This window comes from Lysobacter sp. Root604 (assembly GCF_001427505.1).
GTDB lineage: Bacteria > Pseudomonadota > Gammaproteobacteria > Xanthomonadales > Xanthomonadaceae > Lysobacter.
Window position 1 is genome coordinate 99081 of sequence record NZ_LMGS01000013.1, and the last position, 21678, is coordinate 120758.

At 68.9% G+C, this 21678-nt stretch carries 18 protein-coding genes; 5 read left to right on the forward strand and 13 right to left on the reverse strand.

The features are described 5' to 3' along the window. Positions 1 to 277: 277 nt before the first annotated feature. On the forward strand, positions 278 to 1261 hold the full coding sequence (locus ASD69_RS20185; protein ID WP_056182892.1) for a LysR family transcriptional regulator: 984 nt from the start codon (positions 278 to 280) through the stop codon (positions 1259 to 1261). A 240-nt stretch (positions 1262 to 1501) separates the two neighbouring features. On the opposite strand, the gene ASD69_RS20190 is transcribed toward ASD69_RS20185, so the two are convergent. The 3 genes from ASD69_RS20190 to ASD69_RS20200 are packed head-to-tail and all read right to left on the reverse strand — an operon-like array spanning position 1502 to position 5801. Beyond that, positions 1502 to 2248, reverse strand: a complete 747-nt coding sequence (locus tag ASD69_RS20190) for a phosphoadenylyl-sulfate reductase (RefSeq protein WP_056182894.1) — start codon at positions 2246 to 2248, stop codon at positions 1502 to 1504. After that, a complete protein-coding gene (gene cysI / locus ASD69_RS20195) occupies positions 2245 to 3999 on the reverse strand; it encodes an assimilatory sulfite reductase (NADPH) hemoprotein subunit (protein WP_056182897.1) in 1755 nt (584 codons plus the stop codon). The genes ASD69_RS20190 and cysI overlap by 4 nt, the downstream gene beginning before the upstream one ends. Beyond that, the gene (locus tag ASD69_RS20200; protein WP_056182899.1) at positions 3999 to 5801 is read right to left on the reverse strand and encodes an assimilatory sulfite reductase (NADPH) flavoprotein subunit; all 1803 of its coding nucleotides are present in this window, start codon (positions 5799 to 5801) and stop codon (positions 3999 to 4001) included. Before ASD69_RS20200 ends, cysI begins: the two co-directional genes overlap by 1 nt. Before the next feature lie 174 nt (positions 5802 to 5975). On the opposite strand from ASD69_RS20200, the gene cysD reads away from it, so the two are divergent. Beyond that, positions 5976 to 6968: a sulfate adenylyltransferase subunit CysD gene (gene cysD, locus ASD69_RS20205; protein ID WP_082576663.1), complete on the forward strand. Its 993-nt coding sequence runs from the start codon at positions 5976 to 5978 to the stop codon at positions 6966 to 6968. Beyond that, positions 6968 to 8938 carry a sulfate adenylyltransferase subunit CysN gene (cysN, locus tag ASD69_RS20210; protein ID WP_082576664.1) on the forward strand — a complete coding sequence of 657 codons (1971 nt, stop codon included), beginning with the start codon at positions 6968 to 6970 and terminating at the stop codon, positions 8936 to 8938. Before cysD ends, cysN begins: the two co-directional genes overlap by 1 nt. 406 nt (positions 8939 to 9344) lie before the next feature. Here cysN and ASD69_RS20215 read toward each other — a convergent pair whose 3' ends face one another. Both ASD69_RS20215 and ASD69_RS20220 read right to left on the reverse strand, forming a co-directional pair. Next, the gene (locus ASD69_RS20215; RefSeq protein ID WP_056182905.1) at positions 9345 to 9587 is read right to left on the reverse strand and encodes a GlsB/YeaQ/YmgE family stress response membrane protein; all 243 of its coding nucleotides are present in this window, start codon (positions 9585 to 9587) and stop codon (positions 9345 to 9347) included. Between the two features lie 277 nt (positions 9588 to 9864). Then, positions 9865 to 11355: a M20 family metallopeptidase gene (locus ASD69_RS20220; RefSeq protein ID WP_056182909.1), complete on the reverse strand. Its 1491-nt coding sequence runs from the start codon at positions 11353 to 11355 to the stop codon at positions 9865 to 9867. A 194-nt stretch (positions 11356 to 11549) separates the two neighbouring features. Between ASD69_RS20220 and ASD69_RS20225 the strand changes: the two genes are divergently transcribed. Together ASD69_RS20225 and ASD69_RS20230 are read left to right on the forward strand one after the other, a co-directional pair. Further along, the gene (locus ASD69_RS20225; RefSeq protein WP_235567278.1) at positions 11550 to 11909 is read left to right on the forward strand and encodes a helix-hairpin-helix domain-containing protein; all 360 of its coding nucleotides are present in this window, start codon (positions 11550 to 11552) and stop codon (positions 11907 to 11909) included. Positions 11910 to 12191: 282 nt separating this feature from the next. Next, the gene (locus ASD69_RS20230; protein ID WP_056183220.1) at positions 12192 to 12824 is read left to right on the forward strand and encodes a HutD family protein; all 633 of its coding nucleotides are present in this window, start codon (positions 12192 to 12194) and stop codon (positions 12822 to 12824) included. 287 nt (positions 12825 to 13111) lie between these two features. Here the strand turns inward: ASD69_RS20230 and ASD69_RS20235 are convergent, their stop codons facing one another. The 8 genes from ASD69_RS20235 to ASD69_RS20270 form a co-directional block, all read right to left on the reverse strand. Next, on the reverse strand, positions 13112 to 14767 hold the full coding sequence (locus tag ASD69_RS20235) for a sulfite reductase subunit alpha (protein ID WP_082576665.1): 1656 nt from the start codon (positions 14765 to 14767) through the stop codon (positions 13112 to 13114). Between the two features lie 17 nt (positions 14768 to 14784). Beyond that, positions 14785 to 15777, reverse strand: a complete 993-nt coding sequence (locus tag ASD69_RS20240) for an FAD:protein FMN transferase (protein ID WP_056182911.1) — start codon at positions 15775 to 15777, stop codon at positions 14785 to 14787. A 31-nt stretch (positions 15778 to 15808) separates the two neighbouring features. Further along, on the reverse strand, positions 15809 to 16618 hold the full coding sequence (locus tag ASD69_RS20245; RefSeq protein ID WP_056182916.1) for a DUF4198 domain-containing protein: 810 nt from the start codon (positions 16616 to 16618) through the stop codon (positions 15809 to 15811). A gap of 123 nt (positions 16619 to 16741) precedes the next feature. Beyond that, positions 16742 to 17263 (reverse strand): DUF2271 domain-containing protein, encoded by a 522-nt coding sequence (locus tag ASD69_RS20250; RefSeq protein ID WP_056182919.1) that lies wholly within the window; start codon positions 17261 to 17263, stop codon positions 16742 to 16744. A 16-nt stretch (positions 17264 to 17279) separates the two neighbouring features. Beyond that, entirely contained in the window at positions 17280 to 17858 is a 579-nt protein-coding gene (locus ASD69_RS20255; protein ID WP_235567283.1) for a PepSY-associated TM helix domain-containing protein, read from the reverse strand. An 80-nt stretch (positions 17859 to 17938) separates the two neighbouring features. Then, positions 17939 to 18625 carry a Fe2+-dependent dioxygenase gene (locus ASD69_RS20260; RefSeq protein ID WP_056182921.1) on the reverse strand — a complete coding sequence of 229 codons (687 nt, stop codon included), beginning with the start codon at positions 18623 to 18625 and terminating at the stop codon, positions 17939 to 17941. A 64-nt stretch (positions 18626 to 18689) separates the two neighbouring features. Further along, positions 18690 to 21011: a TonB-dependent siderophore receptor gene (locus tag ASD69_RS20265; protein ID WP_056182924.1), complete on the reverse strand. Its 2322-nt coding sequence runs from the start codon at positions 21009 to 21011 to the stop codon at positions 18690 to 18692. Positions 21012 to 21285: 274 nt separating this feature from the next. After that, positions 21286 to 21609, reverse strand: a complete 324-nt coding sequence (locus ASD69_RS20270; RefSeq protein ID WP_056182927.1) for a non-heme iron oxygenase ferredoxin subunit — start codon at positions 21607 to 21609, stop codon at positions 21286 to 21288. Positions 21610 to 21678: the final 69 nt, after the last annotated feature.

Sequence of the window (21678 nt, forward strand, 5' to 3'; positions counted from 1 at the left end):
CGGGGCGCGCAGGGCCGAAGACGTTGAGGCGAACCTACAAACCCCGGCCCGGCGGGGGAAATGACGCCCCCGCCTGTGCCCATGCCCTAACGGCATGAGCGCGGGGCCGCCACCGGGCCGACACTACTGGACAGCGGCCGCGGGCCGGCTTAGGCTATAAATCCTTCTATCCGTATAGAGAGATAAACGTGGACACGATGTCGTGCCGGATGCCCGGGTGTTGCCGCGCCGTCGCCTGCCGCCGTCCTCTCGTCTCCCTGTTCCGGATTCCGCCGTTATGACTCTCACCCAGTTGCGCTACCTCGTCGCGATCGCCGACTCCGGCCTCAACATCACCCTGGCCGCCGAGCGCGTGCACGCCACTCAGCCCGGTTTGTCCAAGCAGCTCAAACAGCTGGAGGACGAACTGGGCTTCCAGTTGTTCGTGCGCAAGGGCCGCAGCCTGGAAGCGATCGCGCCGGCCGGCGAGCGTGTGCTCGCGCATGCGCGTCGCATCCTCGACGAGGCCGGCAACATCCGCGCCTACGCCGCCAACGAGCGCGGCCAGCACGCCGGCCGCCTGGTCCTGGCCACCACCCACACCCAGGCGCGCTACGTGCTGCCGCCGGTGATCGCCAACGTGAAGCGCGGTTTCCCGCAGGTCAGCGTGCATCTGCAGGCGACCGCCGACGGCGAGGTGCTGGAGCACCTGTCGCACGGCAACGCCGACCTGGCGGTGATCAGCACCGCCGGCGCCGCGCCCGAAGGCGGCTTGGCGGTGCCGCTGTTCCGCTGGCGCCGGGTGGTGCTGGTGCCGCGCACGCATGCGCTGGCCTCGCTCAAGCGCGCGCCCACGCTGGCCGAACTGGCCGCGCATCCGCTGATCAGCTACGAGTCCTCGACGCGTCCGGAATCCTCGCTGCGCCGCGCCTTCGCCGCCGGCGGGGTCGAGCCGCAGCTGGCGATGACCGCGCGCGACGCCGACCTGATCAAGACCTATGTCCGCGCCGGCCTCGGCGTGGGCGTGCTCGCCGAAATGGCGGTGACCGGCCGCGACGAAGACCTCAAGGCGCTGACCGCGCCCGATGCGCTGCCCGAATGCGTGACCTGGGCGGTGATCCCGCGCGCGCGCGTGCTGCGCGACTACGCGCTGGAACTGCTGCACGGCCTGGCCCCGCAGATCGACCGCCGCGATCTGCGGCGCGTGCTGGAGGGCAACCTCGAGGCGCAATGGCCGCGCGCGCCCAGTTGGGAAGAGTTGATGCGTACGGCTGCGGTCTGAGCGCAGCGTTCGGGCTGGCTCGCGACACCGTCGCAGGCGCTGTGCATCGGCTTCGTTCGTCGGTTTGACGAAGGGAGCGAAAGCAAATCCCCCTCAATCCCCCTTTTCCAAAGGGGGAGGCAGCGCGCATGCAAGCGCGGAATTGCGGTGTCCTTCCATCGAAGTTCCTCCCTTCCTTCCGTCGGAGTTCCCCCCTTTGAAAAAGGGGGCAGGGGGGATTTGCTTCTGCGCAAGCGCGCCTCAAGCCGCCTGCTCGGCCGCGCCTTCATCGTCGAAGTGCAGCCCGCACTCGCGCTTGAGCCCGAAGAAGCGCGTGTCTTCCTCGCGCATGCCGTCCTCGAGTTTGCTGGTGGTGTGGACGTCGCCGATCGACACATAGCCGTCGTGCCACAGCGGGTGATAGGGCAGGTCGTGCGCCTGCAGGTACTGCCAGACGTCGCGGTCGTTCCAATCGGCCAGCGGATGCAGTTTCCAGCGGCCGTCGCGCAGGCTCAGGAAGTCGAGATTGGCGCGGGTACTGGACTGGCTGCGGCGCAGGCCGGCGATCCAGGTGCGCACGCCGAGTTCGTTCAAGGCGCGCTGCATCGGCTCGACCTTGCGCAGGCGGTTGTAACGCTCGATCCCGTCCACGCCCTGTTCCCAGATCTTGCCCATGCGCGCTTCCATCCAGGCGATGCCGATCTGTGGCCGATAGACCTTGAGGTTCAGATCCAGGCGCGTGCTCATCTCGTCGATGAAGCGGTAGGTCTCCGGGAACAGATAGCCGGTGTCGATCAGGACCACCGGAATTTTCGGCGCCTGGCGCGTGACCATGTGCAGCGAGACCGCGGCCTGCGCGCCGAAGCTGGACGACAGCGCGTGTTCGCCGGCGGTGTTCTCCAAGGCCCAGGCCACACGATCCTGTGCGCTCAGACCTTCCAGCCAGCGGTTGAGATCGGCCAGCGCGCGCGGCGATTCGGCGGCGGTGATGGGATCGGGCGGGCTCATGCGCGGACCTCGGTGGCGACGACGGCGATCGGAATGCTGGGACGGATGGCGTGGGGCGGAATGGCGACGGTTTCGCTGCGCAGCAGGTAGTCGCCGAAGCCTTCCTCGGCCTGGCGCTGCGCGGCGTAGTCGGCGAACAACGGATCCAGCGCAGCCAGGATCTCGGGTTCGGCGATGTTTTCGCGGTACAAGGTGTTGAGGCGCTGGCCGCGGTGATCGGCGCCCAGCATCAGGTTGTAGCGGCCGGGCGCCTTGCCGACCAAGGCGATCTCGCCCAGGTAGGGGCGCGAGCAGCCGTTCGGGCAGCCGCTGATACGCAGGTGGATCGGGGCATCGCCGATGCCGTGGTTCTGAAGCAGGCCTTCGACCTTGCCGATCAGTTCCGGCAGATAGCGTTCGGCCTCGGCCATGGCCAGGCCGCAGGTCGGCAGGGCCACGCAGGCCAGGGCGTTGCGGCGCAGCGGGCTGGCGTCGCGGTAGCCGTCCAGGCCGTATTGCGCGATCAGCGCATCGACGCGCGCGCGCAGCGCCGGCGCGATGCCGGCCACGGTCAGGTTCTGGTTCGGGGTCATGCGGAATTCCGCGCCCGCGCCGTCTTGCTGCGCGCTCAGCAGCTGCGCGAGCTCCCGCAGCCCGCTGAGGTGGCGCACCTGCGAACCGTCGGCGGACTCGCCATCGACGATGCGGCCGGCCGGAATGCGCAGGGTCAGATGCGCGCGCCCGTCCTCGCCCTCGACCCAGCCGAAGCGGTCGCCGTTGTGGGCGAAGGCGAACGGCCGCGCCGGGGGGAGAGGGAACCCGGCGCGGCGTTCGACTTCGGCCTGGAACCAGTCCAGCCCATGGTCGTCGATGGTGTACTTCAGGCGCGCGCGCTTGCGCACGGCGCGGTTGCCGTGGTCGCGCTGGGCGGTGACCACCGCCTCGCCGACCGCGATCACCTGCTCGGGCGTGACGAAACCGATCACGTTGCCCAGGCGCGGATAGGTCTCGGGGTCGCCGTGGGTCGCGCCCATGCCGCCGCCGACGCTGACGTTGTAGCCCAGCAGTTCGCCGGCCTCGTCGAGCACGGCGATGTAGCCCAGGTCCTGGGCGAACACGTCGACGTCGTTGTAGGGCGGCACCGCGAAGCCGATCTTGAACTTGCGCGGCAGGTAGACGTTGCCGTAGATCGGCTCTTCTTCGCCGCCGCTGCCGGCCACGCGTTCTTCGTCCAGCCAGATCTCGTAGTAGGCGCGGGTGTTGGGCAGCAGGTGTTCGGACAGCGCCGCGGCCTGGGCGTACACGGCCGCGTGCGTGTGCGAGCGCAGCGGGTTGGCGGCCACCGCGACGTTGCGGTTGACGTCGCCACAGGCGGCCAGGGTGTCGATCAGCGTGGCGTTGATCGCCTGCATGGTCGGCTTGAGTTCGGTCTTGATCACGCCGTGGAACTGGAACGCCTGGCGGGTGGTGATGCGCAGGCCGCGCTCGGCGTAGGTGGTCGCGATCGCGTCCAGCTTCAGCCACTGCGCCGGTGTGACCACGCCGCCCGGGGTGCGGGTGCGGATCATGAAGCTGTAGGCCGGTTCCAGCTTGGCCAGGCGGCGCTCGTCGCGGATGTCGCGATCGTCCTGCTGGTAGCTGCCGTGGTACTTGATCAGGGTCTGATCGTCCTCGCGCAGGCTGCCGGTGACCGGGTCGGCCAGGCTCTCCAGCAGGCTGCCGCGCAGGCGTGCGCTGGAGCGCTTGATGTCTTCGACGGAATGCGCGCTCATCAGTACACGTCCCGCGCGTAGCGGCCCTGCTGCTGCAGGCCGTTGAGGTAATCCTCGGCGTCCTCGGCGCTCTTGCCGCCGTGCTCGGCGATCGCCGCCAGCAGCGCGGCGTGCACGTCGCGCGCCATCCGGGTGGCGTCGCCGCAGACGTACAGATGGGCGCCGCCTTCCAGCCAGTCGTAGAGATCGCGACCGGCCTGGCGCAGGCGGTCCTGCACATAGACCTTGTGGGCCTGGTCGCGCGAGAACGCCAGGTCCAGGCGCTGCAGCTGGCCCGCCTTCAGCGCCGCCTGCCATTCGGTCTGGTAGAGGAAGTCGCTGCGGAAATGCGGATTGCCGAACAGCAGCCAGTTGCGGCCGCTGGCGCCGTCGGCGGCGCGCTCCTGGACGAAGCCGCGGAACGGCGCGACGCCGGTGCCGGGGCCGATCATGATCACGTCGCGGGCGCCGTCGCGCGGCAGGCGGAAGCGCTCGTTGTGTTCGACGAACACCGGCAGGCGCGCGCCTTCCTCGCTGCGCGCCAGCAGGTGCGAGGCCGCGCCCCAGCGCGTGCCGCCGGCGCTGGCGTATTCGACGTGGGCCACGGTCAGGTGGACCTCGTCGCCGACCAGCTTCTGGCTGGAGGCGATCGAGTACAGGCGCGGCGTGAGCGGGCGTAGCGCCGCCACCAGTTCCTCGCCCGACCAGGCGCCGTCGTAGCGCTGCAGCAGGTCGATCACCTGGGTGTCGGCGAGCAGGCGGGTGAACGCGGCCGCGTTGTCCGGCGCGAGCAGGCGGTTGAGTTCGTCGCTGCGCGCATGCGCGGCGTGGCTGGCCACGAACGGGCGCGCCAACTTGGTCAGCTCGCGCTTCTCGCCCAGCCACTGGCGCAGCGGCAGGCGCTGGCCGCCGTGCTCGACTTCGCTGTCGCCGTCCAGTTCCAGGGTCTGCAGCACCGCCTCGACCAGGGCCGGCGGGTTGCGCGGCCACAGGCCGAGCGCATCGCCGGGCGCGTAGCTCAGGCCCGAGCCTTCCAGCGACAGTTCGATATGGCGCACATCCTTGTCGCTGCCGCCCACGGTCAGGCGCTGGTTGACCAGCAGCTCGGCCGCGAACGGGGATTCGCGGGTGTAGGCCGGCGCGGCCGGCAGCGGACGCAGCGGGGTGACGGTGGCCAGCGGCGCGCTCGGCTTGAGCGCGTCCTTGGCCGCGCTCAGGGCCTGCTGCAGCCAGGGCGTGGATACCGTTTCGAAGTCCAGATCGGCGTCGCCGCGCGCCAGCAGGCGGGTCGCGCCGAGTTCGGCCAGGCGCTCGTCGAGCTTGGCTCCGATCGCGCAGAACTGCGGATAGCTGGAGTCGCCCAGGCCGAGCACGGCGTAGTGCAGCTGCTTGAGCTCGGGCGCGCGCTTGCCGGCGATGAACTCGACCAGGCCGCGGGCGTCGTCGGGCGGGTCGCCGTCGCCCTGGGTGCTCACCACCAGGTAGAGGTGGCGTTCGTTCTTGAGCTCACGGGTCGGGTAGGCGTCGGCGCGCAGCAGGCGCACCGCCAGGCCGGCCTGCTCGGCCTGGGCCGCGAGCTGCTCGGCCAGGCGCTTGGCGTTGCCGGTCTGGCTGCCGTAGACCACGGTCAGGCGTTCGCCGCTGCGCGCCTCGGGCGCCAGTGGGACCGGCGCCAGGGCGCCGCCGGCGGTGCGTGCGGCCAGTCCGGCGGCGTAGCCGGACAGCCACCACAGGCCGTCGCGGTCGAGGTCGTCGGTCAGACGCAGCAGCGCGGACAGCCGGTCCTCGGTCAGCGGAGTGGCAAGTAGCGCGGGCGCGGGCATGGCGGAGGGCGGGCTCGGGGCAGGGAACGGCGAGGTTCGGAGCCTGCAGGCTAGGCCCCGCGCGAGACGCGCGGAAAGGATGCTGCGTTATGCGTTCATGCCCTGCGCTCATTTCCGGGCACGCCGGCCGGGGCGGCTTAATGGCGGCCCGTTCGCAGGTGCGTCGCCGCTGGCATGTCTCCCGATTCCCTTCTGTGGTCAGATAGTCCCGGTCGCGCCGGGCCCCGGCGCGGCGCCTACGCACGCCCCGCAGCCACGAGCCCGACCTTGGACCTGAGCCACCTAGACCGCCTCGAAGCCGAAAGCATTCATATCCTTCGGGAAGTAGCGGCCGAATTCCGTAACCCGGTGATGCTGTACTCGGTGGGCAAGGACAGCTCGGTGCTGCTGCACCTGCTGCTCAAGGCCTTCCATCCGGCGCGCCCGCCGATCCCGCTGCTGCACGTGGACACCGGCTGGAAGTTCCGCGAAATGATCGCCTTCCGCGACCGCCGCGCCGCCGAGACCGGCGTCGACCTGCGCGTGCACACCAACCGCGACGGCCTGGCGCGTGGGATCGGTCCGATCAGCCACGGCGCCAGCGTGCACACCGACGTGATGAAGACCCAGGGCCTGAAGCAGGCGCTGGATGCGGCGCGCCACGACGCCGCGATCGGCGGCGCGCGCCGCGACGAGGAGAAGTCGCGCGCCAAGGAGCGCATCTTCTCGTTCCGCAACGAACAGCACCGCTGGGACCCCAAGAACCAGCGTCCCGAGCTGTGGAATCTCTACAACACCCGCATCCGCAGCGGCGAGAGCGTGCGCGTGTTTCCGATCTCGAACTGGACCGAGCTCGACGTGTGGCTCTACATCTACCGCGAGAAGATCCCGGTGCCGTCGCTGTACTTCGCCGCCGAACGTCCGGTGGTGGAGCGCGACGGCGCCCTGATCCTGGTCGACGACGAGCGCCTGCCGCTGCGGCCGGGCGAAACCCCGCAGCTGCGCAAGGTGCGCTTCCGCACCCTGGGCTGCTATCCGCTGACCGGCGCGATCGAATCCGAGGCCGAGACCCTGGAGCAGATCATCGCCGAGATGCTGGTGGCGACCACCTCCGAGCGTCAGGGCCGGGTGATCGACCACGACCCCTCCGCCTCGATGGAGAAGAAGAAGCAGGAGGGCTATTTCTGATGAAGCCGGGATTCGAGATTCGGGATTCTGGATTCGGGAAGGCTGGAACAGGTTCGGATACGGGGGCCGCTGTTGCGAATCCCCAATCCCGAATCCCCAACCCCGTCGGCGACAAAGTCGTCGAGTACCTGCGCCTGCACGAATCCAAGGGCCTGCTGCGCTTCATCACCTGCGGCAGCGTCGACGACGGCAAGAGCACCTTGATCGGGCGCCTGCTGCACGACACCCGCCTGCTGTTCGACGACCAGCTCGCCGCGCTCAGCGCCGACAGCCGCCGCCACGGCACCCAGAACGGCGAGATCGATTACGCCCTGCTGGTCGACGGCCTGGCCGCCGAGCGCGAGCAGGGCATCACCATCGATGTCGCCTACCGCTATTTCGGCACCGAGCGGCGCAAGTTCATCGTCGCCGACTGCCCGGGCCACGAGCAGTACACCCGCAACATGGCCACCGGCGCGTCCACCGCCGACCTGGCCGTGGTGCTGGTGGACGCGCGCAAGGGCCTGCTGACCCAGACCCGTCGCCACACCTACATCGCCGCGCTGCTCGGCATCCGTCACGTGCTGCTGGCGGTCAACAAAATGGACCTGGTCGGCTACGACCAGGCGGTGTTCGAGGCCATCGTCGCCGAGTACCGCGAACTCGCGGCGCAACGCGGCATCGCCCAGGTCACGGCGATTCCGCTGTCGGCGCTGCGTGGCGACAACCTGCTGCAGCGCTCGCAGGCCATGCCCTGGTACGACGGCGTCAGCGTGCTCGAGCATCTGGAAACCGTGGATGTCGCGCGCGACGAGGTCGAGGTCGGCTTCCGTCTGCCGGTGCAATGGGTGAATCGCCCGAATCAGAACTTCCGCGGTTTCGCCGGCACCGTGGCCGCGGGCGTAGTGCGGCCCGGCGACGAGATTGCGGCGCTGCCCTCGGGCCGGCGCTCCAAGATCGCGCGCATCGTCACCGCCGAGGGCGATCTCGACATCGCGGGCGTCGGCCAGGCGGTCACGCTGACCTTGGACGACGAGCTCGACATCAGTCGCGGCGACGTGATCGCCTCCGCGGACGCGCCGGCCCAGGTCGCCGACCAGTTCGCCGCCCACCTGCTGTGGATGGGCGAGAACCCGCTGCTGCCGGGCCGTCCGTACTGGCTCAAGATCGGCACGCGCACGGTCAGCGCCACCGTCACCGAGATCAAACACAAGATCGACGTGAACACCCAGGCCCAGCTCGCCGCCAAGCACCTGGAACTCAACGAGGTCGCCTACTGCAACCTCAACCTCGATCAGCCGGTCGCGTTCGAGGCCTACCGCGACAATCGCGCGCTCGGCGGTTTCATCCTGATCGACCGCGAGGACAACGCCACCGTCGCCGCCGGCACCCTCGATTTCGCCCTGCGCCGCGCCGGCAACATCCATTGGCAGCACGTCGATGTCGACAAGGCCGCGCGCGCGCGCAGCAAGGCGCAGACGCCGCGCTGCGTGTGGTTCACCGGCTTGTCGGGCTCGGGCAAATCGACCATCGCCAATCTGGTCGAGAAGCGCCTGCACGCGCTCGGCCATCACACCTACATCCTCGACGGCGACAACGTGCGCCACGGCCTCAACAAGGACCTGGGCTTCACCGACGAGGACCGCGTCGAGAACATCCGCCGCGTCGCCGAAGTCGCGCGCCTGATGACCGACGCCGGCCTGATCGTGCTGGTCAGCTTCATCTCGCCGTTCCGCGCCGAACGCCGCATGGCGCGCGAATTGTTCGGGCCGGACGAGTTCGTCGAGGTCTACGTCGACACGCCGCTGGCGGTGGCCGAGGGGCGCGACGTGAAGGGGCTGTACGCCAAGGCCCGCGCGGGCAAGATCCCCAACTTCACCGGCATCGATTCGCCCTACGAGGCGCCAGAAGCGCCGGAGCTGGTGCTGAACACGGTGGAGCAGGACGCCGAGGACCTGGCGCAGCGGGTGATCGATCGCTTGTTGGGCTGACGCGCAGCGTTTGCCGGCTATCGGCCTTTCCCGCTTAAGCCCCTCTCCCGCCTGCGGGAGAGGGGTTGGGGTGAGGGCCGCGCCACTCCCACTTGATCCYGYTGCCCTCATCCGCGCTGCGGGCACCTACTCGGCGTTGCACTTTGGGCTGACGCGCAGCGCTTCCCGGCCATCGGCCTTCCACGCTTAAGCCCCTCTCCCGCCTGCGGGAGAGGGGTTGGGGTGAGGGCCGCGCSACTCCCACTTGATCCCGCTGCCCTCATCCGCGCTGCGGGCACCTACTCGGCGTTGCACTTCCTGCAGTCGCCGCAAGCGGGAGCAGGGGCATCGAGGATCGGGGCACTCACCCCCAAACGCAAACGCCCCAGCCGAAGCCGGGGCGTCCTCTCGCACGACCGACGCCGGATCAGCGTTTCGCCGTCTTGCTGCGGATGATCTCGTAGAGGAACAACAGCACGATGGCGCAGATGATCGAGACGATGAAGCCGATCATGCCGCCGCCTACGTACAGCAGGCTGCCGACGTAGGCGCCGGCGATGCCCAGCAGGATGGTCAGGATCCACCCCATCGGATCGGCGCCCGGTTTGAAGAAACGAGCCAGCACACCGATGACCGCACCGATGATGATCGTATAAACGATACCGCCCATAGCGTTCCCCTCCTCAGGGTCGTGGTGACGCCCGGGAATCCTAGCAGTCGTGGCGGTGAGCGCCGTGTCGCGGCGCAGCAGGGGCGCTGCTCAGGGGCCGGACGATATTGCCTTGGGCCGGGAGCGGCGGCGGCTACGCGGCCAGGCACGCAAGACGCTGTCGGAATTCGGCCGGTCGCAGCGCGCGGCGCCAAGCATGACGATGGCGTCGTGCGCCGCGTCCGTGGTCCGTGTACGACGGGCCGGATCGTCGAGATCCGGCCCGTGACCTGCGCGATCAGCAGCAGCCGTGATCGCCGTGCTGCTCGCCGCCGGCGACCGCGGCCACGCCGCTGGTTTCGCCGCGCTGACTGGCGGCGTGATGTTCGGCCACCACGCGCGCGACACAGGCGGTCACGCGCTTGCCCATCGGGATGTGCAGAAACTCGTTCGGACCGTGCGCATTGGAATGCGGGCCGAGCACGCCGGTGATCATGAACTGCGCGCCGGGGAACTTCTCGCCGAGCATGCCCATGAACGGAATCGTGCCGCCTTCGCCCATGTACATCGCCGGCTGGCCAAAGAAATCGCGGCTGGAGGCGTCGATCGCGCGGGTCAGCCAGGGCGACTGCGCCGGCGCGTTCCAACCGGTCGAAGCCTTCTCCAGTTCCATCGTCACCTGCGCGCCGTTGGGCGGGTCGCGTTCCAGCACTTCCTTCAGCAGCTCGCCCGCGCGCTTGCCGTCCAGGGTCGGCGGCAGGCGCAGGCTGAGCTTGACCGAGGTGTGCGGGCGCAGCACGTTGCCGGCCGACGACAGCGGCGGCATGCCGTCCACGCCGGTCACCGACAGCGCCGGGCGCCAGGTGCGGTTGAGCACCAGCTCCGACAGTTCGCTGGCCATCGGCTGCATGCCGGGCAGGAACGGGAACTTGTCGTAGACCGCGTTGCCCAGCACCTTGGCGGCTTGGCGCGCCTGCTCCAGGCGCTCCTCGGGTACGTCCACGTACAGGCCTTCGACCAGGATCTTGCCGCTGGTTTCGTCTTCCAGGCGCGACAGCAGTTGACGCAGCAGGCGGAAGCTCGAGGGCACGATGCCGGAGGCGTCGCCGGAGTGCACGCCTTCGCTGAGCACCTTGACCGTGAAGTTGCCGCCGGCCAGGCCGCGCAGCGAGGTCGTGCACCACAGCTGCTCGTAGTTGCCGCAGCCCGAATCCAGACACACCACCAGCGACGGCTTGCCGATGCGCTCGGCGAGGTGATCGACGTAGGCCGGCAGGTCGTAGCTGCCGGATTCCTCGCAGGCCTCGATCAGGATCACGCAGCGCGCGTGCGGCAGCTGCTGCTCCTGCAGGGCCATGATCGCGGCCAACGAGCCGAAGATCGCGTAGCCGTCGTCGGCGCCGCCGCGGCCGTACAGGCGGTCGCCCTTGATGACCGGGGTCCAGGGGCCGAGGTCGGCGTCCCAGCCCGTCATCTCCGGCTGCTTGTCGAGGTGGCCGTACAGCAGCACGCAATCCTCGTCGCTGCCGCCGTGCGCGGCAGGGATGTCGATGAAGATCAGCGGGGTGCGGCCTTCCAGGCGCACCACCTCGACCTGCATGCCCGGGATGGTCTGGGCGCGCGCCCAGGACTCCATCAGCTTGACCGCGTCGTCCATGTAGCCGTGCTGGACCCAGTCCGCGTCGAACATCGGCGATTTGTTGGGAATACGAATGTATTCAACCAGTTGCGGGACGATTTCGTCGTCCCATTTTTCGCCGACGTAGCGGTCGACCTTGCTGGCGTCCATCGAAGGGCCTCGAGCTGGGGGTGAGACCCGCAAGTTTACGCCTCCCGGCCCTGTAGGACTTTTCCTACCCTGCGACGCGGCATCCGCTGGCTTTTTCCGCAAGGCCGCGGCGATACGCTGACCCCATCGAGTCGCGGAGACCGAATCCCCCGGCGGACCCTCCCACCGCCCGGTATCGGAACGGAATCCACTCCATGGAGCTGAACAAGATGAACGTCCTCGCGCTCGCCCTCCGCGCGCTGCTGCTGTCGCTGCTGTTCGCCGGCAGCGCCCTGGCCGCCGAACAGGTCAATATCAACAGCGCCGACGTCGCCACCTTGGACCGCGTCCTGCTCAATGTCGGCGCCTCCAAGGCCGAGGCCATCGTCGCCTACCGCAAGGCCAACGGCGCCTTCCGCAGCCCCGAACAGCTGGCCCTGGTCAAGGGCATCGGCCTGAAGACCGTGGAAAAGAATCGCGACCGCATCGTCATCGGCGAGGCAGCACCGGCGCGCAAGCCCGCTGCGCCGGCCGTCGGCGGCGGCAGCGCACAGCGCGCGGCCAACCGCCGCTGAGGAACCGTCGGTCCCGCATGGATGCGGTGGCTGACAACGCACGGGCAGGACGCCCGACGAATGCAGGGGGAGAGCCCTGGACAAGGATGTGAGCCGCCCGTCCACGGAAGGATCCGTGGGCGGCGGCGCTATTTGTGGCGCGCCGCCGCGGTGGCGCGCCGTAAGCGGCCCGGTCGCGGTGCCGGCTCTCGCTCGAAATCGTCGACAGGGCCTGCCGCGGCCCGCGCGCGGTCGCCGTGCTGGTTAGACTCTGCGCCATCCAGGCCGACCACAGCGATGGCGATGACAGACGAAACGGATACCGCCCAGGGCGGGCGTTGTTGGGCGATCCCGGCCAACGAATACCGGCGCGAACGCTGGCGCAACCAACTCGGCTGGACCCGCGAAATCCTGCGCCTGGATGCGGCAGCGCGCCCGGCGGACGGCGAGGACTGGGATTGGCGGCTGTCGATCGCCGAAATCGAGCGCGACGCCGCGTTCTCGGCGTTTCCGGGCATCGACCGCGAACTGGTGCTGCTCAGCGGCAACGGCCTGCGCCTGCGCTTCGACGACGGCGAGCTGCACGAACTGCTGCCGCCGCACGACAAGCTGCGCTTCGCCGGCGAGCGCGTCGTGCACGGCGAACTGATCGACGGCACCACCCACGATTTCAACCTGATGTGGCGGCGCGAGCGCGTGCAGGCGCAGCTCTGGCATCGCCCGCTGGTCGGGCCGATGGTGATCTTCGCCGAGCCCGGCCAGACCTGGGCCGTGCACCTGATCGCGGGGCAAGCCCGCTTCGCCGACGACACCGGCCTGCCGCCGCTGGCGGCGGGCGATACCGCGGTGCTGGCGGCGGGCGCTGCGCGTTTGCGCGCGGTGCTGGAGGGCGGTGGCGAGGTGTTGCTGGTGCGGGTGGCGCGGGTTGTCGAGTGATGCGTTCGCTTGGTGCGCTGCCTGAGCTGTTCGTGATGAGTTAGTCGAGCCTTGAGTGGCGAAGCTGCGCGGTTTTAAGAGCAAATCCCCCTCAATCCCCCTTTTCCAAAGGGGGAGGAAACGCGGGGCGGCGTAATGAGACGAGCCATGCAACGACACGAGTGGCGCAACGTCACGAGCCGTTGGTGGTGAGCTAGTCGAACCATGGCCGGCGATCCGCGCGAACCGCACGACCCCAGTAGCCAACAAGCGGCGCGCCACTCCACCGGGTTAGGCGCCTGAGCGACTCAGTACACGTCGCGCCTGTAACGCCCATCCAGCGCCATCGCTTCCAACGCCTCCAATCCCACGATCTCGCGCAGCACCGCATCCACCGCCGGCGCCATGCCTTCCAGGCTGCCGCAGACGTAAACCGCGGCCCCATCGTCCAGCCATTCGCGCGCGCGCGCGCTGTGCTCGCGCAGGCGCTGCTGCACGTACACGCGTTCGCTGCCGTCGCGCGAGAACGCCAGGTCGATGCGTTCGATGGCGCCATCGCGCAGCCAGGCTTCGAGCTCGTCGCGGTAGTGGTAGTCGTGCGCCGCGCTGCGTTCGCCGAACAGCAGCCAGTTGCGCGTATGCCCGGCGGCGACGCGGGCCTTCAGCAGCGCACGCAGGCCGGCGATGCCGGTGCCGTTGCCGATCAGGATCAGCGGCCGCGCATCGGCCGGCGCGTGGAAGGAGGGATTGGCGCGGATGCGTAGGTCGATACGTTCGTCGATGCCTGCGTGGGCGGTCAGCCAGCCGCTACCGCTGCCCAGGCGTCCGTCGGGCTGGCGCATCTGCCGCACTAGCAACTGCAGGCTGCCGTCGGCGGGCAACGAGGCGATCGAATACTCGCGATGCGGCAAGGCCTGCAGCGCGTCAGCGACGGCCTGCGGCGCCAGCGCCTGCATAGCGATCGCGTCCGGCAGGCGCGAGCGCCGCAACAGCGCGGCCAGCGTGTCGGCTTCGCCGTCCGCGTCGACCGTGACCGTGCCGTCCTGATTTGCGGCGAGCAGCCACGCGGCGACATCGGCCTCGCCGTTGCGCGGACCGATCTCGGCGATATCGCCGGCCTGCCATCGCAGATCGGCGGCGTGTTCCGGCGTGAGCGCGAGATGGAAAGCGGGCCCGCCGAGGCTGCCGGGATTGAGCTGCGTGCGCGCGCTCAGTCGCCACGGCCGGTAGGCGGGCGCGCTCCAGTCCGGCAGTTCGGTATGCCCCGCGAGCAGGCCCAGATGATGCTGCCAATGACGCAGCGCGCCGGGGTCGCCGTCGTCGACTTCGACCAAGTCGAACATCGGCTCGGCGCCGGCATGGCGCAGCCAATGGTCGAGGCGGTGGCCGAAACTGCAGAACTGCTCGTACTGACGGTCGCCCAGCGCCAGCACGCCGTAGCGCAGGCCTGTCAGGGCGGCGTGGGTACCCAGCACGAGGCGTACGAAGCGCGCGGCGGTGTCCGGCGCGTCGCCTTCGCCGGTGGTGCTGACCACGAACAAGACCTGGCGGTAGCGCGCGAGCGCGGCCGCATCCAAGCCGCCCAGCATGCGGATATCGGCGCCGACGCCGCTGTCGGCCAGGGTCTGCCAACTGCGGCGCGCCAGGAATTCGGCATGGCCGGTCTGGCTGGCGAACGCGATCAACCACTCATGGGCGGCGTGCGCGGAGGCCTGCGGCAGCGCTTGCGCACGCGCGCGACGCGCGCGCGCCCAAGCGACGCCACCGACGAAGGCCGCATACGCCGTCGCCAATCCCGCCGCCCACAGCAGACGCGTGCGCTCCGGCGCGAGCCAACGCACCGGCTCGGCCTGCCAGCGCAGCAGCAGATACGCCAGCACGATCAGGGCCAGCAGCACCAGCGCATTGCCGACGGTGCTGGCGTCGATACGCCTTGCGGTGGACGAGGATTCGGAAACAGACATAGGCGATTCGTGCGCGCTCAAGCCGCGCGCTGGCGCGCGATGAAGGCCGGCGTCATCCGGGTCAGGAAACCGTCGCCGTCGTGCAGCACGAACATCGCCGCGAGCTGGCGACGGTTGGCGTAGGCCATGCCGGCCTGCGGGCCCAGTACCGCGAGCACGGTGGCCAGGCCATCGGCCTGCATGCACTGCGGATGCAACACGCTGACCGAGGCCAGCGCATGCGTCACCGGCCGGCCGCTGCGCGGATCGACGGTGTGCGAGTAACGACGGCCATCGTGATCGAAGTAGCGCCGATAATCGCCCGAGGTCGCGATCGCGAAACCGTCCAGCGCCAGCACCGCGGTACCCTCGTCGCCGGCGTCGTCGTCGGGGCGTTCGACTGCGATCCGCCAGGCGCTGCCGTCGGGCTTGCGGCCGCGGCCGTAGAGTTCGCCGCCGACCTCGACCAGAAACGCGTCGATGCCGCGCTCGCCCAGCCACTGCGCCACGCGATCGACACCGTAGCCCTTGGCGATCGAAGAGAAATCCAGATAGCTGCCGCCGGCCTGGGTGGCGGTGCGCGCGTGCGGATCGAAGCCGACCCGTTGCCAGCCCACGCGAGCCTGCGCCTGGGCGATCTCGGCGTCCGACGGCGCGGACTCACGTCCGCCGTCGGGGCCGAAGCCCCACAGATTGACCAGCGGCCCGATCGTGGGGTCGTAGGCGCCGCCGCTGTCGGCGGCGAGTTTCAGCGCCGCGTCCAGCACCGCGTGGAAACCGTCGGGCAGGGGCTGCACGGTGCCGGCCTCGGCGCGGTTGTAGCGGCTGAGGTCCGAGTCCGCTTCCCAGGTGCTCATCTGGGCCACGACTTCGTCCAGACGGGCCTGGATGCCGCGCTCCAGTTCCGGCAGCGCGGCGGCATCGGCCACCAGCTTCACCGACCATTGCGTGCCCATGCTGTGGCCCGCGAGCGCGTGCACGGCGCGCGCGGCCGGCGCGCTGCCGCCCCAGCTCGTGCCGCTCCAGCTCATGCGGATCTCAGGCGGTTGCACGTCGGCCGATTTACTGCGACAGCACTTCGAACACGGCGACGTAGCTCAGACGGCGCTGCTTGGCGTCCGGCAGCGTGGTCTTGGCGTCCTCGCTGGCGGTCTCCAGCCAGTACATGCCGGCCTGCGGCCAGTTCACTTCGAACTTGCCGTCGGCGCCGCTGGTCAGGTGGATCTCGTTCTGCTGATCGCGGTAGCGGGTCGCGCCCGGCACGACTTCGATCTTCAGGCCCGCGGCCGGCTTGCCGTCCACCAGCAGTTGGAAAGTGGCCTTCTCGCCCGCGAACAAGTCGTTCGGGTGGGTCACCGGCACCAGCTCGATGCCCTTGCCGCTGGCCTTGAACACGGTGGTGGTCGGCGAGCCGACGGTGGCGAAGGTCTCGACCCGGCCCAGGCTTTCCGAGGCGCTGATTTCGGTCGCGCCGGCCGGGATGCCGGCTTTGTAGTCCTCGGCCTTGCCGCGCCAGCGCTTGGCTTCGCCGCCGAGCTTGTAGCTGGCGAACATGCCCTCGTTGACCATCGCGATCTTATAGGTGCCTTCCTGCGCCAGCTCGACGTCGAACACGCTGCGCAGCTTGCCGGTGGACGCGTTCTGCGCCTGCACCGCGCTGCCGTCCGGCGCGGTGATGCGCAGACGTTCCAGCGGCAGCGGCACGTGGTTGAAGTAAAACAGGTCGTTGGACACGGCCGCGTCGACCGTGAGCCAGGCGCCCTTGTCGGAGAACACGGTCTGCGACGGCTGCAGCCAGGCCTTGTGCGCCTGCGCCGAGGTGGCGAAACCGAGCGCGGCAATCGCGGCGGCGGCGATGAGTTTGATTTTCATGGTTGAAATCCGGGATTGGAGATTGGGGATTCGGGATTCGTAACAGCGATGGCGTGGAATGCGGGTCGAAACCGGGGACGCGATTTAGCGCTTACGCGAATCCCGAATCTCGAATCCCGAATCTCAAGGCTTAACCGCCAGACGCACCGCGCCCAGCTCGGTCTTGCCCTGCGCCGACAGGGTCTGCGCGCCGCCCTTGGCCGGCCACTGGAACGGAATGCTCAGCAGTTCGCGGCCGCCGACTTCGCGGGCGGCTTCGACCACCAGGGTGTACTGGCCCGGCGCGAGACCGGCCAGCGGCTTGCTGCCGCCCTTGAAATTCAGGCTGTGCTGACCGACCGCGCGGGTCGCGCCGCTGACGCCGTCGACCGGCATCTTCAGGCTGCGGCCGCTGCGCCGCCACCACTGGCGGATGTCCTTCAGCCACTTGGTGCCTTCGCCGTTCTTCATGTCCACGTCGTACCAGACCGCCAGGTCGGCGGCGACGCTGTTGTCGGGACGTTCGATCCAGGCCGCAACGTAGGGACGGTGGTACTCGGCGACCTTCAGGCGCGGGATTTCGATGCTGAGGTCGAGGTCGGCGGCGAACGCCGACACCGGCATCGCCAGGGCGACGATCAGTGCGGTGCGGGGCAACAACTTCATCGCGGTCTCCAGGGGTTCAATGCATGAAAAGGACGATCAGCAGCGCCGGTATCGCCACGCCCGCGGCGACCAGCGGCCAGGTCTTGCCGCGCTGGCGCGCATGCAGCTGCAGCAGCCACAGGCCGGTGAGCGCGAACAGCAGGCAGGCGACCGCGAACAGATCGATGAACCAGCGCCAGACCGCGCCGGTGTTGCGGCCCTTGTGCAGGTCGTTGAGCCAGGCGATCCAGCCGCGGCGAGTGACTTCGTATTCGATCGCACCGCTTTCGCGGTCGATGCTGAGCCAGGCGTCGCCGCCGGGACGCGGCAGCGAGACGTAGACCTCGCCGTCCGACCATTCCACGCTGCGGCCTTCGGTATTCACGCCCAGCTGCGCCTCGATCCAGTCGCGCGCGCCGGCCGGCAGCGGCGCATCGGCCGCGCGCTCGCCTTGCAGACCGCGCAGGGCGCTGGCCGGCAGGGTGTCCTTGACCGTGACCACCTGCGGCTCGGCTTCGATCTGGGCGGCATGGTTGAGGGTGATGCCGGTGGCGGCGAAGATCAGCAGCGCGAACAGGCTCAGCGCCGCGCTGATCCAGTGCCAGCGGTGCAGGATCTTGAGCCAGTACGCGCGCCGGTTCGGATCGCCGGCCTTGGCCGCGGAGTCGCGGGCGCGCGCGGTGGCGTCGTTGGCGATCAAGGCTCGCTCCAGCGACGCAGCAGGTTGTGGTACACGCCGGTCAGCTGCACCAGCGCCGGATGCTCGGGCACGTCGGCGGTGAGGCGGCGGATCGAGACGTCGAGTTCGAACATCAGCCGGCGTTGCGCGTCCTCGCGCAGCAGGCTCTGGATCCAGAAGAACGAGGCCAGGCGCGCGCCGCGCGTGACCGGGGTGACCTTGTGCAGGCTGGTGCCGGGGTAGAGCACCAGATCGCCGGCTGCCAGCTTGATGCTGTGGCTGCCGTAGGTGTCCTCGATCACCAGCTCGCCGCCGTCGTATTCCTCCGGCGCGCTCAGGAACAGAGTCGCCGACAGATCGGTGCGCACGGTGTCCATGCCGCCGCGGCTGCGGTCGTAGCGGATGGCGTTGTCGACGTGGAAGCCGAAGGCCTGGCCGCCTTCGTAGCGGTTGAACAGCGGCGGGAACACCCGCTGCGGCAGGGCTGCGGAAAAGAAGGTCGGGTTCTTGGCCAGTGCGTCGAGGATGATCGCGCCCAGCTCGCGCGCGACCGGGTCGTTCTCCGGCAGCTGCGCGTTGTCCTTGGCCTTGGCCGACTGGTAGCCGGCGGTGATGCGACCGTCGGCCCAGCCGGCCTGCGCCAGCCGCTCGCGGCAGTGCGCGACCTGTTCGGGGCTGAGGACTTTGGGCACGTGCAGCAGCATGGTCTTCCTCAATGCGGCCGCCCGGGAGGTCCCGGGCGGCGCGCGCGGACTATGGAAGTCCGGATTAGAACGTGAAGTTGGCGCTCAATACCACCTGGCGCGCCTCGCCCGGCGTCGCCCAGCCGTTGTTGCGGATGCGGGTGTAGTACTCCTCGTCGGCCAGATTGCTGACGTTGAGCTGGAGGGCGGCGTTGCGGTTGATCTTGTAATTGACCATCGCACGGTGGGTCCAATAGCTGTCCGCGGTCACCAGCGGGCCGTTGAGGTTGGTCGCGCTGTGCTGGGTCAGCCAGATCTTGCCCTGGTAGGTCGCGCCGTAGCCGATCTGCCACTTCGGCGACAGGTCGTAGGTGGTCCACAGACTGAAGGAGTGCTCCGGCACGTTCAACAGGCGATCGCCCTGGGTGTAGTCCAGGCCCAGGCCGGCCTGACGGTCGGACACGCCCTGCAGCACTTCGCTGTCCAGGTAGGCGTAGTTGGCGTAGACCGCCCAATGGTCGGTGAGCAGGCCGGACACGCCCAGCATCGCGCCGTCGACGCGCGCGCGGCCGTCGAGCTGCTGCGCGCCGGTCGGATTGTTCGGGTTGCCCGGGTCGGAGACCTTGTAGTTCTCGCGGTCGTTGCGGAACAGCGAACCGGTCAGCGCCAGACGACCCTCGAACAGATCCCACTTGGCGCCGATTTCGTAGTTGACCGCGGTTTCCGGATCGACCGTGCAGTTGGCGGTGCCGGTGGTGCTGGTCAGGGTGCAGGAACCGTTGACCGAGGCCTTGGACGGGGTCTTGGAGTTGCCGTAGGCGGCGTACACGCTGACGTTCTCGACCGGCTTGTAGACCAGGCCGGCGCGGTAGGAGAACAGGTCGTCGGTGTTCTTGGCCGGCACGCCGTAGCCGGTGACAGTGCCGATCGGCTGCGCCGGCAGCGGCGCGCCCACGGTGGTCGGCGCCAGTACCACGGTGGCGGTGTTGGTCTTGCCTTCGTTGTGCTCGTAGCGCGCGCCCAGGCTCAGCAGCCACTGCTCGCTGAACTTGATCGTATCGAAGACGTAGACGGCCTGGTTGTCGAGTTCGCCTTCGGTGCGGCCGGTCAGGGTGCGGTTGATCGGGCCGCGGTAGACGTTGTCCGGATGGAACATGTCCATCGTCGGCAAGCCGTTGATGTACGGGTTGGTGCCGTTGGCGTTGCGGAAATCGCTGGTGGTGTCGAGGTCGAAGCTCTCGTGCATCACCGAGAAGCCCGCGACCAGGGTGTGCTGCACCGAACCGGTGTTGAACTCGGTGGTCAGGTCGGTCTGGGTGTACAGGGTGGTATTGCGGGTGTCGCGGCCGAAACCGCGCGGGCCGCTGGGCAGGTAGCGGCCCGGGGCCACGCCGGCCGGGCAGGCGACGCCGAGCGGAGTCAGGCCGTTGGGCATGCACCAGGTGCCCTGCACCGCGTCCACCAGCGAGAACTGGTCGACCTGCTGCCAGCGCGTCAGGTTGCGCACCTTCATGGTGTCGCTGAAGCGGTGCTCCAGGATCGAGGTCAGCGAGTCGTACTCGATTTCCTGCTGATCGATGTTCTTGTAGCCGTAGTAGGTCGACGGATCGACGCCGGGCAACGGGCCGCCGTTGAAGAACGGCACGCCGTATTCGGGGACGTTGTCGTCTTCCTGGTGGACGTAGTTCAAGGTCCAGGTGGTGTCGCTGCCCAGGCCGAAGCTCAGCGAGGGCGCGATGCCCCAACGCTCGTTGCGCTCGACGTCGCGGCCCGGGATGTCGTTCTGGTGCGCCATCACGTTGATGCGGAACGCGCTGCTTTCGCCCAGCAGGAAGTTGCTGTCGGCGGTGACGCGGGCGTAGTCGTCGGTGCCGGCGGCGATGCTGGCGCGGTTGAATTCGGTCGCGCCGGCGGACTTGCTGACCAGGTTGATGGTGCCGGCCACCGAGCCCGCACCCGAGTAGACCGAGTTGGCGCCGTTGATGACTTCCACCGATTCCAGGTTGAACGGATCGGTGCGGCTGTACAGACCGCTGTCGCGCACGCCGTCGACGGTGATGTCGTTGCTGGCGTCGAAGCCGCGCAGGTTGATCTTGTCGCCGAAGCCGCCGCCGCCTTCGCCGGCGCCGAAGGTGATGCCGGGCAGGGTCGCGAGGATGTCCTGCAGCGACAGCAGGTTCTGGCCGTCGATGGTGCTGCGGTCGATCACGGTGATCGTCTGCGGGGTGTCGCGCAGCGGCGCGGTGTACTTGCCCGAGCTGGCCTTGAGCACCTTCACGCCACGGACTTCGACGCCGTCCAGATCCTTGGCTTGGGGATCCGGCGCCGGCGCCGCGATGGCGGGAACGCTGAGGGCGAGGGCAAGTGCACCGGCGAGCGGCGACACGACGAACTTCGTGGTCGACATGGGGGGTCCAGGGCTGACGATGGGGGAGCGGGCCAAGCAGGTCCGCGTTAACCGGGAATATTAATGAGATCGATTCGCATTTGCAACGAAAAGTGAATGCGGCGCTCGCAATTTGCGTGTGCGCTGGACGGGAACGGCGCAGCGGGCGCGGCGGGACGACCGCAGGCGGGCCTTGGGGCCGTCGGGGATCGGTCGCTCGCGCGAGGCCGCGCGGGCGGCCGTTGGACAGGGGATTGGGGCGCTGCTCAGGGCGAGGAAAGCGCCCTACGCCGCCTTAGGCGCGGTCGTCGCGGGTCCAGACCCCGTCGTTCTCGACCTTGACCGGGAACTTGGTCACCGGGCTGTAGGCGGGCGCGCACAGCGGGCGGCCGTCGCGGATGTCGAACTTGGCCCCGTGCAGCACGCACTCGACCGTGGCTTCCTCGCCGTCGTAGTTGCCGGCCGAGAGCTCGAAGTCCTCGTGCGAGCACTTGTCTTCCAGCGCGTAGTAATCGCCGTCGTAGTTGCAGACCAGGATAGGCGTGTCGCCGTCCCAGGCCACGGTGGATTCGCCCGGCAGCAATTGCGAGGTAGCGCAAACGAAGACCCAGTCGCCCATGGTTTCAAATCCGAGATTGGGGATTCGGGATTCGGGATTGGAAAGAGCGGCTCTTGCGAATCTCTAATC

What these genes read in the sequence shown, in the direction of transcription:
- cysI (WP_056182897.1), bottom strand. Translation starts at nt 3,999, where the DNA reads ATGAGCGCGCATTCCGTCGAAGACATCAAGCGCTCCAGCGCACGCCTG.
- ASD69_RS20245 (WP_056182916.1), bottom strand. Translation starts at nt 16,618, where the DNA reads ATGAAAATCAAACTCATCGCCGCCGCCGCGATTGCCGCGCTCGGTTTC.
- ASD69_RS20250 (WP_056182919.1), bottom strand. Translation starts at nt 17,263, where the DNA reads ATGAAGTTGTTGCCCCGCACCGCACTGATCGTCGCCCTGGCGATGCCG.
- ASD69_RS20185 (WP_056182892.1), top strand. Translation starts at nt 278, where the DNA reads ATGACTCTCACCCAGTTGCGCTACCTCGTCGCGATCGCCGACTCCGGC.
- ASD69_RS20235 (WP_082576665.1), bottom strand. Translation starts at nt 14,767, where the DNA reads ATGTCTGTTTCCGAATCCTCGTCCACCGCAAGGCGTATCGACGCCAGC.
- cysD (WP_082576663.1), top strand. Translation starts at nt 5,976, where the DNA reads ATGTCTCCCGATTCCCTTCTGTGGTCAGATAGTCCCGGTCGCGCCGGG.
- ASD69_RS20240 (WP_056182911.1), bottom strand. Translation starts at nt 15,777, where the DNA reads ATGAGCTGGAGCGGCACGAGCTGGGGCGGCAGCGCGCCGGCCGCGCGC.
- ASD69_RS20270 (WP_056182927.1), bottom strand. Translation starts at nt 21,609, where the DNA reads ATGGGCGACTGGGTCTTCGTTTGCGCTACCTCGCAATTGCTGCCGGGC.
- ASD69_RS20225 (WP_235567278.1), top strand. Translation starts at nt 11,550, where the DNA reads ATGGAGCTGAACAAGATGAACGTCCTCGCGCTCGCCCTCCGCGCGCTG.
- ASD69_RS20220 (WP_056182909.1), bottom strand. Translation starts at nt 11,355, where the DNA reads ATGGACGCCAGCAAGGTCGACCGCTACGTCGGCGAAAAATGGGACGAC.
- ASD69_RS20190 (WP_056182894.1), bottom strand. Translation starts at nt 2,248, where the DNA reads ATGAGCCCGCCCGATCCCATCACCGCCGCCGAATCGCCGCGCGCGCTG.
- ASD69_RS20260 (WP_056182921.1), bottom strand. Translation starts at nt 18,625, where the DNA reads ATGCTGCTGCACGTGCCCAAAGTCCTCAGCCCCGAACAGGTCGCGCAC.
- ASD69_RS20230 (WP_056183220.1), top strand. Translation starts at nt 12,192, where the DNA reads ATGACAGACGAAACGGATACCGCCCAGGGCGGGCGTTGTTGGGCGATC.
- ASD69_RS20200 (WP_056182899.1), bottom strand. Translation starts at nt 5,801, where the DNA reads ATGCCCGCGCCCGCGCTACTTGCCACTCCGCTGACCGAGGACCGGCTG.
- ASD69_RS20215 (WP_056182905.1), bottom strand. Translation starts at nt 9,587, where the DNA reads ATGGGCGGTATCGTTTATACGATCATCATCGGTGCGGTCATCGGTGTG.
- ASD69_RS20265 (WP_056182924.1), bottom strand. Translation starts at nt 21,011, where the DNA reads ATGTCGACCACGAAGTTCGTCGTGTCGCCGCTCGCCGGTGCACTTGCC.
- cysN (WP_082576664.1), top strand. Translation starts at nt 6,968, where the DNA reads ATGAAGCCGGGATTCGAGATTCGGGATTCTGGATTCGGGAAGGCTGGA.